The sequence below is a fragment of the Flavobacterium columnare genome (assembly GCF_014844295.1).
GTDB classification, from domain to species: domain Bacteria; phylum Bacteroidota; class Bacteroidia; order Flavobacteriales; family Flavobacteriaceae; genus Flavobacterium; species Flavobacterium columnare.
The window spans coordinates 211,487-226,887 of the sequence record NZ_CP054494.1; the positions used below are offsets into that span (position 1 = coordinate 211,487).

At 30.8% G+C, this 15,401-nt stretch carries 18 protein-coding genes; 10 read left to right on the forward strand and 8 right to left on the reverse strand.

Features of this window, described 5'->3' with window-relative positions; translation table 11 throughout:
• Positions 1-74: 74 nt before the first annotated feature.
• From HUE53_RS00920 to HUE53_RS00945, 6 genes are all read right to left on the reverse strand, one after another.
• A complete protein-coding gene (locus HUE53_RS00920) occupies positions 75-713 on the reverse strand; it encodes a DEAD/DEAH box helicase (protein ID WP_065213245.1) in 639 nt (212 codons plus the stop codon).
• Positions 714-812: 99 nt separating this feature from the next.
• Positions 813-1,976 (reverse strand): sigma-54-dependent transcriptional regulator, encoded by a 1,164-nt coding sequence (locus HUE53_RS00925; protein ID WP_014166458.1) that lies wholly within the window; start codon positions 1,974-1,976, stop codon positions 813-815.
• 80 nt (positions 1,977-2,056) lie between these two features.
• Complete coding sequence (locus HUE53_RS00930) at positions 2,057-3,364, reverse strand: ABC transporter permease (RefSeq protein WP_014166459.1); 1,308 nt, start codon at positions 3,362-3,364, stop codon at positions 2,057-2,059.
• A gap of 95 nt (positions 3,365-3,459) precedes the next feature.
• Positions 3,460-4,386 carry an ABC transporter ATP-binding protein gene (locus HUE53_RS00935; RefSeq protein ID WP_077225716.1) on the reverse strand — a complete coding sequence of 309 codons (927 nt, stop codon included), beginning with the start codon at positions 4,384-4,386 and terminating at the stop codon, positions 3,460-3,462.
• Between the two features lie 159 nt (positions 4,387-4,545).
• Positions 4,546-5,661 (reverse strand): molecular chaperone DnaJ, encoded by a 1,116-nt coding sequence (gene dnaJ, locus HUE53_RS00940; RefSeq protein ID WP_014166461.1) that lies wholly within the window; start codon positions 5,659-5,661, stop codon positions 4,546-4,548.
• A gap of 71 nt (positions 5,662-5,732) precedes the next feature.
• On the reverse strand, positions 5,733-6,272 hold the full coding sequence (locus HUE53_RS00945; RefSeq protein WP_014166462.1) for a nucleotide exchange factor GrpE: 540 nt from the start codon (positions 6,270-6,272) through the stop codon (positions 5,733-5,735).
• 281 nt (positions 6,273-6,553) lie between these two features.
• Here HUE53_RS00945 and HUE53_RS00950 point away from each other — a divergent pair, with 281 nt between their 5' ends.
• From HUE53_RS00950 to HUE53_RS14490, 4 genes are read left to right on the forward strand one after another with little or no spacing between them, the layout of a single operon-like run.
• Entirely contained in the window at positions 6,554-6,937 is a 384-nt protein-coding gene (locus tag HUE53_RS00950) for an ISAon1 family transposase N-terminal region protein (protein ID WP_014165862.1), read from the forward strand.
• A 34-nt stretch (positions 6,938-6,971) separates the two neighbouring features.
• Positions 6,972-7,889 (forward strand): ISAon1 family transposase, encoded by a 918-nt coding sequence (locus HUE53_RS00955; protein ID WP_454951477.1) that lies wholly within the window; start codon positions 6,972-6,974, stop codon positions 7,887-7,889.
• Between the two features lie 27 nt (positions 7,890-7,916).
• Positions 7,917-8,237 (forward strand): hypothetical protein, encoded by a 321-nt coding sequence (locus tag HUE53_RS00960; protein ID WP_041253281.1) that lies wholly within the window; start codon positions 7,917-7,919, stop codon positions 8,235-8,237.
• On the forward strand, positions 8,234-8,419 hold the full coding sequence (locus HUE53_RS14490; protein WP_354019040.1) for a hypothetical protein: 186 nt from the start codon (positions 8,234-8,236) through the stop codon (positions 8,417-8,419). Before HUE53_RS00960 ends, HUE53_RS14490 begins: the two co-directional genes overlap by 4 nt.
• A gap of 68 nt (positions 8,420-8,487) precedes the next feature.
• Here the strand turns inward: HUE53_RS14490 and HUE53_RS00970 are convergent, their stop codons facing one another.
• Both HUE53_RS00970 and HUE53_RS00975 read right to left on the reverse strand, forming a co-directional pair.
• Positions 8,488-9,393, reverse strand: coding sequence for a TIGR01777 family oxidoreductase (locus HUE53_RS00970; RefSeq protein ID WP_192188606.1), 906 nt, complete (start codon positions 9,391-9,393; stop codon positions 8,488-8,490).
• 76 nt (positions 9,394-9,469) lie between these two features.
• Complete coding sequence (locus tag HUE53_RS00975) at positions 9,470-9,925, reverse strand: DUF4442 domain-containing protein (RefSeq protein ID WP_065213242.1); 456 nt, start codon at positions 9,923-9,925, stop codon at positions 9,470-9,472.
• 279 nt (positions 9,926-10,204) lie between these two features.
• Here HUE53_RS00975 and HUE53_RS00980 point away from each other — a divergent pair, with 279 nt between their 5' ends.
• The 6 genes from HUE53_RS00980 to HUE53_RS01005 all read left to right on the forward strand — a co-directional run bounded on the left by HUE53_RS00980 (position 10,205) and on the right by HUE53_RS01005 (position 15,091).
• A complete protein-coding gene (locus HUE53_RS00980) occupies positions 10,205-10,669 on the forward strand; it encodes a DUF4870 domain-containing protein (protein ID WP_014166466.1) in 465 nt (154 codons plus the stop codon).
• A complete protein-coding gene (locus HUE53_RS00985) occupies positions 10,669-11,151 on the forward strand; it encodes a nuclear transport factor 2 family protein (protein ID WP_014166467.1) in 483 nt (160 codons plus the stop codon). Before HUE53_RS00980 ends, HUE53_RS00985 begins: the two co-directional genes overlap by 1 nt.
• A gap of 63 nt (positions 11,152-11,214) precedes the next feature.
• On the forward strand, positions 11,215-11,544 hold the full coding sequence (locus HUE53_RS00990) for a PadR family transcriptional regulator (RefSeq protein WP_014166468.1): 330 nt from the start codon (positions 11,215-11,217) through the stop codon (positions 11,542-11,544).
• 5 nt (positions 11,545-11,549) lie between these two features.
• Complete coding sequence (locus HUE53_RS00995; protein WP_225556162.1) at positions 11,550-13,280, forward strand: PspC domain-containing protein; 1,731 nt, start codon at positions 11,550-11,552, stop codon at positions 13,278-13,280.
• A gap of 136 nt (positions 13,281-13,416) precedes the next feature.
• Positions 13,417-14,142, forward strand: coding sequence for a head GIN domain-containing protein (locus HUE53_RS01000; RefSeq protein ID WP_158308449.1), 726 nt, complete (start codon positions 13,417-13,419; stop codon positions 14,140-14,142).
• Positions 14,143-14,260: 118 nt separating this feature from the next.
• Positions 14,261-15,091 carry a GIN domain-containing protein gene (locus HUE53_RS01005; protein ID WP_041253283.1) on the forward strand — a complete coding sequence of 277 codons (831 nt, stop codon included), beginning with the start codon at positions 14,261-14,263 and terminating at the stop codon, positions 15,089-15,091.
• Positions 15,092-15,401 lie beyond the last annotated feature (310 nt).

Here is a 15,401-nt window from a genome sequence, read left to right on the forward strand (position 1 = left end):
AAATTATCCGATATTAAAATTTAGAATAAAAAAATAAGCATCAAAACAGATGCTTATTTTAATTTATGATCAAATTATTCTTCATTATACTCATCTTCTTCATCTTCTAATCCAAAAAGATACGGTTCAATCATTGTCTTATCTGCTAAAATTTCAACCCGTTCTGTTAATTCGGTAGTAAAGAACAGGCGTTGTGTTTTTTCCACACTCAAGGACAAACGTTGAACTATAGGATCCAAACGTTGTTTAAAAATAACATCTGCATCATCAACAACAAAAATTTTAATGGTATTCATATTAAATCCAGCCCCCGAAAACATAGCATTAATTTTATGGGGGGTACCTATTAAAACATCCATTCCTGCCGAAATAGTATTCTTTTCTTCGTCTATATCCGTCTTATCGTTAACTCCAATAACCCTAAGATTTGTATATTTTCCAAATTTTGCAAAATACTCTAACATTTGCAAAACAGACTCTTTGTCTTTAACAATAATCAATGCTCGTGTAGATTCGCCTATGGGTTTTTCTAACTTTTGAATAACTGTATAAGCTATAGTAGATGATTTACCTTCTCCTTCATTCATTATCACAATAGCATCAGCCCCCCCTTTTAAAGTTCCCCAACAATCTAATTGTACTTCATTTGCCTCTATAAGATCATTTTCTATTAGGGCTTTTTGAAGATTTTGATTTATTTTTTTTAAGTTCATAATATATTTAGTACTTGGTTAATGGTACAAAGCACTAAATACGAAGCACTAAGCACCATGTTAAAAGAGCTTATGGTTTTATTAGTTAAAGAATCTTTATTACTTTGAAGCAAATAATTTCACATCATTTTCTGAAATTTCATTACCTCCTAGAATAATTAAACGTTCTACAACATTACGTAATTCGCGAATATTACCTGTCCAATCATATTCTTGCAATAACTTAATTGCTGAATTAGAAAAAGATTTAGTTGCACTACCTTGTTCATGGGCTATTTTATTCGTAAAATGCTCAATTAGTGCTGGGATATCATCTCTTCTTTCGTTTAACGCTGGTACTTTTATTAAAATAACGGCTAAACGATGGTATAAGTCCTCACGAAAACGTCCTTCTTCAATTTCTTTTTTTAAATCTTTGTTGGTTGCTGCTACCACACGTACATTGACTTTTATATCTTTATCAGCCCCTACCCGTTGGATTAAATTTTCTTGTAACGCACGTAGTACTTTGGCTTGTGCTGATAAACTCATATCTCCTATTTCATCTAAGAAAATAGTTCCTCCATCAGCGGCCTCAAATTTACCCGCTCTATCTTTTACTGCTGAAGTAAAAGCTCCTTTTACATGACCAAACAATTCACTTTCTATTAACTCCGATGGAATAGCGGCACAATTTACCTCAATCATAGGTCCAGAAGAACGTTCGCTGCGTTGATGTATTTGATGTGCTACTAATTCTTTTCCTGTTCCATTAGGTCCTGTAATTAATACACGTGCTTCTGTAGGAGCTACTTTTTCGATCATTTCTTTTATATGAGATATAGCTGTACTTTCTCCTATCATTTCGTAATTCTTAGAAACTTTTTTCTTTAGAATTTTATTTTCTACGACTAATTTCTTTTTATCTAAAGCATTACGTACTGTATTTAATAAGCGGTTTAGATCTGGTGGTTTTGAAATGTAATCAAAAGCACCTAAACGCATGGTATTAACGGCTGTTTCTAAATCGCCATGTCCTGAAATCATAACCATAGGAATTTCAGGTTTGATTTTTTTTATAGACTCTAAGACTTCTACTCCATCCATTTTAGGCATTTTGATATCGCAAAGAATTAAGTCGTAATCTTCATTCTTAACTTTATCAAGACCTTGTACTCCATCTTCTGCTTCGTCCACTTTATATGAATCATTTTCTTCCGAAAGAATTTTCACTAAAACTCTACGAATTGCCGCTTCATCTTCTACTATTAATATTTTACTCATTTTATTTATTTGAAGATCTATATTATATGATTATTCGGAATTTACAAAATCAAATTAAGAAATAATCAAATCATCTAATTTTAGTATTTAAGCCATTTATATAACTCTTTCCAAGTTGGTTTTTTTCCATACATCAAAATTCCGACCCTATATATTTTACTAGCAAACCAAACGACACCTAAAAAAGTTCCGAAAAGTAATACTATAGAAACTGCCAATTGCCAAATAGGTACTCCAAAAGGAATACGCATTAGCATTACAATTGGCGATGTAAATGGAATCATAGAAAATATGGTTGCCACTGTACCGTGTGGATCATTTACCACTGTAAAGAACCCTACATAAATACCTAACATTAAGGGCATAATAATAGGTAACAAAAACTGTTGTGAATCCGTTTCTGAATCAACAGCAGCTCCTATGGCTGCATACAACGAACTATATAAGAAATAACCTCCAATAAAATAAACTAAAAAGAAAATAACCGTAGTCAATACAGGTATTTCATTGTAGTAAAGATTTATTTTTTCAATCAAAGAAGCTATATTTCCTGCTTGTGAAGGCAATTCTTGCATTGCATTATGTACCGTTGAGGCATCGGCTGAATTACCTAAAAATATTGAAGAACCAAACAATAGCAATAAACCTAATACTACCCAGATAGTAAATTGCAAAATTCCTGCTAATGAATTACCTATAATTTTCCCCATCATTAATTGATATGGTTTTACAGAAGAAATGATTACTTCTATAATTCTTGATGTTTTTTCTTCTATCACGCTGCGCATTACAAAGTTGCCGTAAATGATAATAAACATCATTATTAAATATCCAAAAGCACCTCCAAAGAATACTTTTATTTCATTTAAATATTTTAATCCTTCTTCACCTGAAAATTTCGTTATATGGAGTTCTGACTCAACCTTTGCTTTTTCAATCTTATCAGAATCAAATCCTAAGATTTTCAGATTTTCTTTAGTTAAATGTGCATCTACTACTTTTTCAATATCTGATACAAATTCTAAACTGGGGCTTTCGTCTGAAATATATTGGACTTTTTGTATTAATTCTTTTGAATTTACAACTTTTGGAACAAAAATCAAGCCTTCGTAACTTTTTGAAGCAGTGTTCTTTGCCATATCAAAAGTCATTTGAGACAAATCCGTATATTTTACATCTTTTTTATCTTTAAAGTCTTTTTTTAAAATTCCCGCTTGATCGTGAATAGCTATTTTTTTGATTTCTCCTTTATTTATATTGGCTAGAACGCCAATTAAAAGTGACATTCCTAAAAACAGTAAAGGACTCAAGAATGTCATTACAATAAATGATTTATTGCGAACCTTAGCAATAAATTCTCTTTTTATGATTAAACTCAATATATTCATATTTCGTGAATTTCGATTTCCAATCGTAAAAACAAATAAATAATGTGTTTCAAATCTTATTTTGAAAATTATTTGTTGTTTAATTTTTGTCTTTCTTATTTTTTATTAGTTACTGTTTGGATAAAAATATCATTAATTGATGGAATATTTTCTGCAAAATGGGTTACTTGTCCGTTTTTAATCAAAACTTCCAATAATTCGTTTTGGGTTTTATGCCCTAGATCTATTTCTAACTTAAGATCGTTATTCAACGATTTGAAAGTTGTTTTTCCAACGGTAAACTTTTGTGTCAAATCATACATTAATCCTTCTACATTATCTGATAAGATACCTACTTGAAATTTGTGTGTGCGATATTCTTTTTTCACATCGCTTACTTTTCCTTCAATTAATTTATTTGATTTATGAATAAGTGCTATATAATCACACATTTCTTCTACACTTTCCATACGATGGGTAGAAAAAATAATAGATGTTCCTTGTTTGTTTAATTCTATAATTTCATCTTTAATTAAATTAGCATTTACAGGATCAAAGCCAGAAAAAGGTTCGTCTAATATTAGTAATTTGGGTTGATGTAATATCGTTACAATAAACTGAATTTTCTGCGCCATTCCTTTGGATAGTTCTTGTATTTTTTTGTTCCACCATCCTTCAATCCCAAATTTCTCAAACCAATATTTGAGTTGTTTTTTTGCTTCGGCATGAGGCATTCCTTTTAACTGAGCTAAATATAAAGCTTGTTCGCCTACTTTCATTGTTTTATACAAACCGCGTTCTTCAGGCATATAACCAATATATGATACGTGATGAGGTGCTAATTTTTCACCATCTAAAAACACTTCTCCTTTATCAGGCATTGTAATTTGATTGATAATACGTATCAGGGAGGTTTTTCCTGCTCCATTGGGCCCTAAGAGACCATAGATACTCCCTTTTGGAACTTGTAATGAAACAGAATTCAACGCGGTATAATCGCCATATTGCTTCACTACATTATTTACTTCAAGAATATTGTTCATTATGCGAGTTTGAGTTGTTTTTTGCTTTTATATAAGAGTTGTAAAAGTAAATAATTAGTTTCTGATAAATAGAACATGTTACAAAAAATCCCAACTTTTGACAGTAAAAGTTGGGATTTTTTTTGAATCTTTCATTTACAATGTTAAAGAATTTGTAAATTACGAGAACATATCTTTTACTTTCTCAAAAAAGGACTTATCTGTTTTTTCTGGTTTTGGATTGAAATTTGGGTTTTCAAGGTTTTCTTCAAAGAATTTCTTTTGTTCTTTTGAAAGGTTTTTAGGAGTCCAGACATTGATATGTACTAGCATATCTCCATTACCATAATTATTCAGACTCGGGATTCCTTTTCCTTTTAAACGCAAGATTTTTCCTGACTGAATGCCTTCTTCTAGCTTGATACGAACTTTACCCGTAACTGCATCTATATCTTTTGACACCCCTAATACTGCCTCGGGATAACTAATATATAAATCATAATGCAGGTTTTCTCCTTCGCGTTTTAAAGTTGGATGTTCAATTTCTTCAATAGCCACAATCAAATCACCTGCCACTCCATTACCTGGTGCATCATTTCCTTTACTGGCTACTTTTAACTGCATTCCATCTACTACCCCCGCAGGAATTTTGATAGATACGGTATCGTCTTCTAAGATCATTCCTTGTGAGTCTGCATTAGAAGGTTTTTTATCAATCATTTGACCTAAACCACCGCAAGAAGGACAAGGTGAAGCTGTTTGCATTCTACCTAAAATGGTATTTTGTATTTTGACAACTTGACCTGAACCATTACAGGTTGAACATGTTCTGTAAGTAACTCCTTCCGCTTGTGTTTTTCTTTTTACTTTTATTTTTTTCTCAACACCAGTAGCAATTTCTTCTAGTGTTAGCTTTACTTTTATACGAAGGTTACTTCCTTTTGCACGACGCTGACCGCCACCGCCACCAAAACCTCCGAAGCCTCCTCCAAAAGCACTTCCGAAAATATCTCCAAATTGGCTAAAGATATCATCCATATTCATGTGGTGTCCTCCAAAACCTCCAGCTCCATCAAATGCGGCATGACCGTATTGATCGTATTTTGCTCGTTTATCAGCATCACTTAATACTTCATAAGCTTCAGCCGCTTCTTTAAATTTTTCCTCAGCGGCCTTATCTCCTGGATTTTTATCTGGATGAAATTCAATCGCTTTTTTACGATATGCTTTTTTAATTTCTGACTCCGAAGCTCCTTTACTAACGCCTAATATTTCGTAAAAATCTTTCTTGCTCATAATTTTTATTTCAAATTTGAAGTTTGAAATTTGAAACTGTTTACTGATCTCAAATCTCTAATTTCAAATTATTAATTTCCTATTACTACTTTAGGAAAACGAATAATTTTATCACCTAATTTGTATCCTTTTTCAACTACATCTACCACTTTTCCTTTTAAATCTTCTCCAGCGGGAATTTGTGTAATTGCTTCTGCAAAATCAGCATCAAATAGATCTCCTTGTTTTATTTCTACTTCATTTAATCCTTTTGAGATGAGTGTTGATTTAAATTTCTCATGAATTAACTCAACTCCTTTTACCAATGCTTCATCTTCTGATTTTGAAATTTGTGTCCAAGCCCTATCAAAATCATCTAAAACGGGTAACATAGCTTGTAATACTTCCTGCCCTGCTGTTTTGAATAATTCAATACGTTCCTTTGAGGTACGTTTTTTATAATTTTCAAATTCAGCAAAAAGACGTAAGAATTTATCCTTTTCGTTTGCTAACTCTTCTTGCAGTTTTTCCTCAATAGTTGTTTCGGTTGCTGGAGCGGTTTCTTTTTGTTGCTCTTGAGTTTCTTCTGTATTGTTTATTTCTAATTCTTTTTCTGTATTTTCGGCATTCATTGTCTTATCATTTTGAATTGCGATCGCAAAAGTATTGCCAAAAAATCAAAAATGCCAAATTGTCACTTTTTTTTTGTTTTCGACAAGACAATTTACAAATTAGTATCTAGTAATCAATACGTTAATTATCATTAAAAAATTACTAGCCTCCATTTCTTTGATTGTCATTTCTTCATTTATTTCTTGTAAAAAAGACTCTACTACTACGAATAGTTACCTAACTCATTTGGGCTCACATAAAAAATATGGGGAGTAATTGTAAATTGCGACAAAAAAAGTAAATGGATTTTTCGATACTTTCTGCTTTTCTACCCGAAGAATTATTATGTCATTTTGATATTGTTGATTTTATAGAATTAGGAGATATTCAAACAAAAAAGGATTGCTTTTATATCTATCTTGATGAAAAGAACATTATTCCCGAAGGTTTCATTTCAGAGGAATATGAGTCAAAAGGCTTTTGTGAGCGTACTTTGATACAAGATTTTCCAATACGAGGAAAGGCTGTTTATTTAGGTATCAGAAGACGTAGGTGGCGAAATACAGTAGATAAGTCAGAAATTAAAAGCGATTATTCTTTTATTGCAGAAGGTTCCAAATTAACTGTTGAACTTTCGGATTTTTTAAAAGGTACAGGTAGAGACCCGAGAAGATACGATAAGTAACATTGCCAGTTATTATGGCATTAAAGCTGATTTACTGCGAAGACATTACAAAAAAAGAATCAGTGGTTTTACAAGTTGGAAACAGTTAGAACATGCCGAAAATTATCTGATTTACCCCGAAAATATTGGGGAGAATTTAAGTATTGATGAAGTAAGATTGTCAAAAGGTGAACTGTATACTTTTGTAACCAATAAACAAGGAAGAGGCAAAAAGAAATCCTTAGTGGCGGTTATAAAAGGCACCAAAAGTCAGGACATTATTGATGTGGTTACTAAAATTCCACTTTCGCATAGAAAACAAGTAAAATCGATAACACTTGATATGGCAAACAATATGCAATCAGCATCAAGAATGTGTTTTCCTGAAAGTTACCTTGTCACAGACCGTTTCCATGTGGTAAAGTTGGTAATGGAAGCTCTCCAGCATTTAAGGATAAAATATCGCTGGGAGGAGATTGAAAAAGAGAATCAGGCTATCAAAAAAGCAAAGGAGCAAGCAATAAAATACATTCCAATAACTTTTGAAAATGAAGACACTCCCAAACAACTATTGGCTCGATGTCGTTATATCATTGCCAAGAAACCCAACCAATGGACAGAAACCCAAAAAGTGCGAGCCCAAATATTGTTCCAACATTATCCTCTAATACATCAGGCATATAAACACACCCAAGAGTTTAGAAATATTTATGAATACACCTCAAAAGAAGAGGCTAAACAAAAAATATTGAATTGGATATCCAAAACCAAAGAATTAAAAATGACTGTCTTTAATACCGTTGCCAATAGTTTAAATTATCATTTGGAAACAATTGTAAACTTCTTCATAAAAAGACATACAAACGCAAATGCTGAATCCTTTAACTCAAAAATAAAACTCTTCAGAGCTAATCAAAGAGGTGTGATGGATACTAAATTCTTCCTCTTTAGAATGGAGAAACTTTTTGCTTAATCCCCAAAAAATTAATCTGAGCCCTCATTGCCTAAAATTAAAGGTGAAAAATATCAAGTAGATACAGTAAATTCTGTAATCTATTGGACTGGTTTTAAATCTTCTAGAAAACATACTGGTACTTTAAAATTTAGAGAAGGAATACTTATTTGTAATCAAGATTCTATTGTCTTAGGACGCTTTTATATGAATATGAGTTCAATAACAGTGACTGATTTAAAAAATAAGGAAGATCAAAATAGATTAGAAAGCCACCTAAAGGGTTTTGTTGATAAAAATATTAAGGATCTTTTTTTTATGTATTCAAATTTCCAGTTTCTGACTTTAGAATTACTAATTCAGAAATAAAAGGTGACAAAACAATTCTTTGTGGAAACTTAACAATTAAAGGCATTACAAAATCGGTTAATTTTTCAACTAGCATCCATATTGATGATAACCAAATAAGTTTAAGAAGCGATACTTTGCAACTGAATAGGAGATACTGGAACGTAAAATTATGGTTCAAAAAGTATTTTCAACAATCTTAAAGACGAATTTATAAGCAATCAAATTCAGATACAGGTAAATATTGTCGCTAAGAAGATAAGAAATTGATTTACTTTAATAGATTATTGAGTGCGTCATCAAGATTTGCATATAAAAACTGAAATCCTTTTTGTTGAATTTTTAGAGATGATACGCGCTGTGAATCGTATAATAGTACGTGCTTTTCACCGAGTATTAATTTCATTAAAAATTTTGGCAGATTAACTACTATAAGAGGTTTTTCTAAAAATCTATTCAATATAAACATAAATTCTTTATGTGTTACAGGATCTGGTGCTACAGCATTATAAATTCCTTGTAATTGAAGATCTAATGCAAAAACAAATAGCCTCGCCAAATCTTTTATGTGTATCCAAGACTGCCACTGCTGACCTGATCCAAACAGGACTCCCAAACCTACTTGCAACGGATTAAGTATTTCGGGCAATACGCCTCCTTTTTTAGACAAAACTAAACCAATCCGTAACTTACAAACTTTTACCCCTAAATGAATGAACTTGTCTGCACTTTCTTCCCATTTTTTTACTACGTTGGACAAAAAAGAATCATCAAAATCCAGAAAATCTTCTGTATAATATTTTTCAATACACGATGGATAAACACCTATAGCTGAAGCTGTAACTATATTTTTCACTTCATTAGGGGTGTTTTGCAAAAGCTTATACAATATTTGCATAGGAAGTATACGGCTGTTTATTATTTCTTGCTTATACCCTGAGGTCCATCTTTTACTTATAGAGGCTCCAGCTAAGTGAATTATGGAATGTACTCCTTCTATACAAGCTGAATCTATTTCACCTTTTTGGGGATTCCAATAAAAACCTTTGGTATTATCCGAATGTGTTAACTTATTCCTAGAAGTCGTTAGATAATGCACAAAAATACCTTTTGCATACAAAATCTTTATAATTTCTTTACCTACTAAACCTGTAGCTCCTGTAACTAAAACTTTCACTATCTTTTTTATACAAATTTAACAATAGGAAAAGGGTACTTCATCTTATTTAGGATTAGTTTAACTCTTTAGGGGGTTATTTCTTTACACGAACTGTCCATTCAAAATCCATAACTGAAACTTGATCGCCTTTTTGATCTGTTCCAATAGATTTCATCCAAAAAGTTTGTCCTTCACCTGTAGCAATTGTTTTTTTTATTGCTTCTTTAATTAAATGTCCATCGTTACACGTAAATGTAATCCTTCCAGTAGCTTTTTTTGTAAAAGTCCCTTTGTTGTTTGCGACTAACATAGAGATGGTTTTCCCGCTTTCTTTGATTTGTTTCATAACCAAAGCTCCTGTTGTTAATTCTGCTGCCATAGCCTGAACTGCAAAATACATAGAATTAAATGGGTTTTGATTAAACCACCTATGTTTAACAGTTGCTTGGCATATACAATCGTCTATTAATTTTACTCTAACTCCACTCCAAAAAGCGGAAGGTAATTTAAAAAAAAGAAACAAATTCAATTTAGCTGGTGTAAATTTCATATCAATTTTGACTTATAGTGTTATACTGTAAATTCTTAAACTTAAAAAAACTCATAAAGATTACGCTCTTTCTTAGAGTATTGACTTTGCTAATCTACAAAAAAATACTATGCACGCCTATTTTTTTTGAAATGTTAATATTTTGTTAATTTACATTACTTTGTTTTACATAGTACCTGTTTTTTACATTATCTTTGTATAGGAAATTAATAAGTAAAAAAGAGTATTGTTCTTATTACACAACTATTTTAAACATCATTAATCAAAAACCATACGATCATGGAACCATCATCAATCACGAAACAAGAGAAAAATTACGCTTCAATTACACATTTAAGCGCTTTTAGTAAATTCATATTTCCTTTAGGAAATTATATTATACCTATAGTTCTATGGGGATCTAAAAAGAAGGAATCTTTTTTTATTAATTTTCATGGTAAACAAATCATTAATTTTCAACTTAGCATTTTATTATATACTATTATAATGGCTATTCTTGCTATTCCTTCCATAATAGCTAGTTTAGTAAGTACTTTTAGTTGGGAAGAAATAGAAAAAGGACATATCCTATTAGAAAATTTAGATTTCTACCACTTATTAGGTCTCGGTATTTTTGGGATAATATGTCTTGGAGTTATAATTTTGTTAAAAATAATAGAATTTTTTTATATTATATATGGCGCAATTATGGCTAATGAAGGTGTTTATTTTAGATATCCGTTAACTATTTCTTTTTTTAAATAATGAGAGCTATAATAACACTATTTTTAAGCCTTTTTTATGTTTCTTTTTATTGTCAATCAAAAACAGAGATCCTTCAAGAAATACAAACTTTAGACGCTGAGTTTTGGAAAAGTTACAATTCTTGTAGCACAAAAAACATGACAAAGTATGTTTGTAACGACATAGAATTTTATCACGACAAAGGAGGAATTACATTGGGGAAAAAAAATTTAATAAACTCAATAAAAACCAATTTGTGTTCAAATAAAAATTACAAAATAAGAAAAGAATTGATTAAAGGAACAGAACATTTTTCAATATTATACGAACAAGGAACCCCTTATGGTCTCTTACACAGTGGAGAACATCTCTTTTTATTAACAATCAACAACAATAAGGAATATGCTGATGGGAAAGCTAAATTCGTGCATCTTTGGTTACTTGAAAACAACCAATGGAAGATGAAAAGAATTTACAGTTATGATCATCAGTCCATACAATAAAGAGTTTCAATCAATCAATCAATCAATCAGAAATGAACAGTTTAACAACAAAAAAAAAATCTTATGAACATTGAGAACACAAAGGCTCAGATGCGCAAAGGAGTTTTAGAATTTTGCATCTTATCGGTATTAAAAGAAAAAGATGCTTATACCTCGGAAATCCTTGATACACTGAAAAAAGCCAAATTATTAGTTGTGGAAGGAACGGTATACCCTCTATTAACCAGACTCAAAAATGACGGCTTATTAACTTATCGATGGGAAGAATCTACCTCTGGACCACCAAGAAAATACTATGGTTTAACAGAGGAAGGAAAAAATTTTTTAAAAGAGCTAAGCATAACCTGGAATGAACTTGCAGGAGCAGTAAATACTATAACATCACAAAACTAAGACTTATGAACAAAACAGTAAATATGAATTTAGGTGGTTTCTTCTTCCACATTGATGAAGATGCGTATCAAAAATTAAATAGATATTTCAGTGCTATACGTAACTCTCTTTCTATTGAAGGACGAGACGAAATCATGAATGACATCGAAAGTAGAATTGCAGAACTCTTTTCTGAAAAACTAGGCAGTAGTAAACAAGTTTTAAGTTTAAATGATATAGATGATGTTATTGATATTATGGGGCAACCTGAAGACTATAAGATAGAAGAAGAGCCTTCAAAAAGTTCTAATTATTCTTATACAGGAAAAACCAAAAAATTATACAGAGATAAAGAAACTGGAATCGTTGCTGGTGTTTGTTCGGGTTTAGGGCATTATTTCGGGCTAGATCCTGTATGGATTAGAATAGCGTTAGTTCTATTGGTTTTTGCTGGTTTTGGTGTAGGGTTGTTAGCGTATATTATCTTGTGGCTTGTTACACCAGAAGCGATAACTACTTCTGAAAAGTTAGAAATGAAAGGTGAACCTATTACGATTTCAAATATTGAGAAAAAAGTAAAAGAAGAATTTGAGTCGGTTTCTGATAAATTTAAAAGTGCGGACTACACTCAAATGGGCGAAAACGTAAGATCAGGAGCACAAAAGGTAGGAAGTTCTTTAGGCGATATTATTGTAAACATCATGAAAATATTTGCTAAGTTCATAGGTGCAATAATGGTATTTACTGGAGGAATTACTATAATTGGCTTGTTAGTTGGGGTATTTACTTTGGGTTCTACGTCTTTTATGAAACTCCCTTGGATTGAATATTTTGAATCATTTAATTATACTGGTACATCATTATGGATCATTTGTTTGATATCCTTTTTTGCTGTTGCTATTCCTTTTTTCTTTTTATTAATCTTAGGGTTAAAAATATTAGTTCCTACTATTAATTCAATTGGAAACGTAGCAAAACTAACTTTATCTGCCATTTGGTTAAGTTCTATTATAGCTTTAATTACTTTAGGAATTATTACTTCTAGTGAATTGGCCTATGAAAACAAAGTTGTTTACAAAAGTTATTTAAATAAAGCTTTTAGATCCAATGATACTTTGACTCTTAAATTTAAAAACAATGACTATTTTTCTAAAGATGTAGATGATAGGACAGACTTTGAATTGGTACAGGATTCTTTGGGTCATGAATACATTTACTCTAATAATGTTGAATTAGAATTAATGCCTACTGATGAAACGAAACCTTATATACAAATTGAGTATACAGCCAAAGGTAAAACTTTATCTGAAGCTAGAAAAAATGCAGATAGAATAACTTATAAATTCAGAAATGACGATACAAATCCAGATACTTTAAGTCTTGACAACTATTTCTTAATAGATCCAAAATATAAGTTTCGTGATCATCAAGTTCGAATTTTCTTATTTGTTCCAAAAGGAATGTATATAAAACCTGATCGTTCGTTAAAACATTATGACATAACAAATAGTGATTACTTTGGTTTTTACACGTCTTCAAACGATTATATCTATAAAGTTGAGGAAAATAAAATAAAATGTAAAAATTGTCCAACTACTTTATTAGAGAATGAAGACGAAGAATCAGATGACGACAATACAACTGTCATTTTAAATGAAGATGGTTTACAAATAAAAAAAGATACTACTATTAAAAACACGAAAGATATAAAAGAATTAAAATTTAGTAAAGAAGGTATTATCATTAAAACTGAATAAAATCAAAAACCGAGGCTATAGGAATTTAGCCTCGGTTAAAAAATGGTATTCAATAAAAAATTATGATCAAAAAAACAATGCCTTTATTTCTAGAAATATAATTTTTATAATAACAAACAACACGATGATAAAACTCATGATTCACTTAGCAAAAATAATAGTTACTACGATAATTGCTTTCCTTTTTGGTTCTTGTAACTTAAATATCAGTGGAAAGCCTATAAAAGGGAATGGGAAGGTTATAACAAAAGAAAGAAAAATAACCGAGTTTAGTAAAATCTGTATTTCAGAAGGTTTAGAATGTGAAATAACGCAAGGTCCTAACTTTAAAGTAATGATAGAAGCGGATCAGAACATACATGACGATATACTAACCGAAGTAGAAGATAATACGTTAAAAATAAGTTCTAAAAACGGTAACTGCATTGATGTCAAATCAAATAAAATTTATATAACGCTTCCTTTTATTGAAGAATTAGAAGCTTCTAGTTCTGCTGAATTAAAAACAAAAGGCATTATAAAAAGCAATAATATTAAATTAATTACAGATAGTAGCGCTGATCTAACGGCTTTAATAGAATCTGAAAAAATAACAATAGATGCTAGTAGCAGTAGCGATATAACTGTTTCGGGTAAAGCCATAAAACTAACTATCGAATCATCTAGTAGTAGTACTGTAGACGCTCGTAATTTACTTGCTAATGATATTCTTGCGAGTAGCTCCAGTAGTAGTGAAATACGAATTCATCCTCTAATTTCATTACATGCAGACGCTTCTAGTAGTAGTAGTATTTATTATTCTGGATCTCCCAAAATACAAATTTTAAAGGATTCCTCTGAAGGAACAATTGAAAAACAATAACTTAATATCTCTTCTGTACTTTTTAAAAAGCCAATAAACAGAAGAATTAACCTTAAAAATCATTCCTTAGATCAGAATGATTTTTTTTTATATTTGTATTTTACCAAATTCTACAAAAATGAAGAAAATTAGCTTATTATTTATTAGCCTTATGACCACTCTTGCTTTCTCTCAAAACAAAGAAAGAATTAAGGGAACCAAAATGGTGAAAACTGAAAAATACGAAACCGAAGCATTTGAAGAAATCGAAATAGAGGATAATTTAGAAGTATACTTAATAAAAGCAGAAAAAAATGCTATTGAAATTGAGGCTGACGATAACCTACACGATGCTATAGATCGTAAAATTTACGGAAAAACACTCCGTTTGAATACCAATAAAGAAATAGCTACTTACAAAAAAATTGATGTTCGCGTTTTTTATACAGATAGTCTGAAATTAATCAATGTAAAACACCATGCAAAACTTAACGCTTTTAATGATTTAAATGTAAAAAAACTTACTGTTAAAGTGTTAGACTATTCAAAAGCATCTATAAATGCCACAATTCCTAATTTCACCTTAATTAGCAATGACAAATCTAAAATAGAGTTAAATTATAAAGGAACCAACGCAATTGTAGAAATGAGCAAAAATGCTGATTTAAAAGCTTTGATAAATGCTAATTCTTTAAAAATAGATATGTATCAAAAATCCTCAGCCACTATAGAAGGTGATACAAATGAGCTAAAACTACGATTAGACAATAATACTAAATATGAAGGGAAAAATTTAACTTCAAAAAGTACTGCATTAACCGTTGAGGGGTATACTGATTGTGATGTATCTACAAATGGTAAATTATCTATATCTGCATCAGGAAAAAGTAAATTAGCCATTTATGGAGAACCTAAAATTGAAATCATTAAATTTGCAGACGAAGCGATCTTAATGAAAAAAACGAAATAATTATTGAGTGTTCTTAAAGGTAACAAACTCAGCAGTTGGTTGTACCTTCACTCTCAGGAGACGTTCCATGGTCAGAATTATGTCGTTTTCCCCTTTAGAATTGATTCTTTCAAACAGACACTCTTACAATAATAATAACAAAGAGACTGTCCTTTTTGGACAGCCTCTCTCTTTGTTATAACCAAAGTATTTAAACACCAGAGTTCTTTTTTATATATTAGAATTCTCTAAAAAGAGCCTCCTCTTAGAATAATAAAGTATTGTTATAATTGTATAAATATTCTGAAATACCACCATAAACCATTCCAAA

What these genes read in the sequence shown, in the direction of transcription:
- dnaJ (WP_014166461.1), bottom strand. Translation starts at nt 5,661, where the DNA reads ATGAGCAAGAAAGATTTTTACGAAATATTAGGCGTTAGTAAAGGAGCT.
- HUE53_RS00930 (WP_014166459.1), bottom strand. Translation starts at nt 3,364, where the DNA reads ATGAATATATTGAGTTTAATCATAAAAAGAGAATTTATTGCTAAGGTT.
- HUE53_RS00920 (WP_065213245.1), bottom strand. Translation starts at nt 713, where the DNA reads ATGAACTTAAAAAAAATAAATCAAAATCTTCAAAAAGCCCTAATAGAA.
- HUE53_RS00925 (WP_014166458.1), bottom strand. Translation starts at nt 1,976, where the DNA reads ATGAGTAAAATATTAATAGTAGAAGATGAAGCGGCAATTCGTAGAGTT.
- HUE53_RS00950 (WP_014165862.1), top strand. Translation starts at nt 6,554, where the DNA reads ATGGATTTTTCGATACTTTCTGCTTTTCTACCCGAAGAATTATTATGT.
- HUE53_RS01000 (WP_158308449.1), top strand. Translation starts at nt 13,417, where the DNA reads ATGATTCACTTAGCAAAAATAATAGTTACTACGATAATTGCTTTCCTT.
- HUE53_RS00985 (WP_014166467.1), top strand. Translation starts at nt 10,669, where the DNA reads ATGAGAGCTATAATAACACTATTTTTAAGCCTTTTTTATGTTTCTTTT.
- HUE53_RS00945 (WP_014166462.1), bottom strand. Translation starts at nt 6,272, where the DNA reads ATGAATGCCGAAAATACAGAAAAAGAATTAGAAATAAACAATACAGAA.
- HUE53_RS00990 (WP_014166468.1), top strand. Translation starts at nt 11,215, where the DNA reads ATGAACATTGAGAACACAAAGGCTCAGATGCGCAAAGGAGTTTTAGAA.
- HUE53_RS00975 (WP_065213242.1), bottom strand. Translation starts at nt 9,925, where the DNA reads ATGAAATTTACACCAGCTAAATTGAATTTGTTTCTTTTTTTTAAATTA.
- HUE53_RS01005 (WP_041253283.1), top strand. Translation starts at nt 14,261, where the DNA reads ATGAAGAAAATTAGCTTATTATTTATTAGCCTTATGACCACTCTTGCT.
- HUE53_RS00935 (WP_077225716.1), bottom strand. Translation starts at nt 4,386, where the DNA reads ATGAACAATATTCTTGAAGTAAATAATGTAGTGAAGCAATATGGCGAT.
- HUE53_RS00980 (WP_014166466.1), top strand. Translation starts at nt 10,205, where the DNA reads ATGGAACCATCATCAATCACGAAACAAGAGAAAAATTACGCTTCAATT.
- HUE53_RS00995 (WP_225556162.1), top strand. Translation starts at nt 11,550, where the DNA reads ATGAACAAAACAGTAAATATGAATTTAGGTGGTTTCTTCTTCCACATT.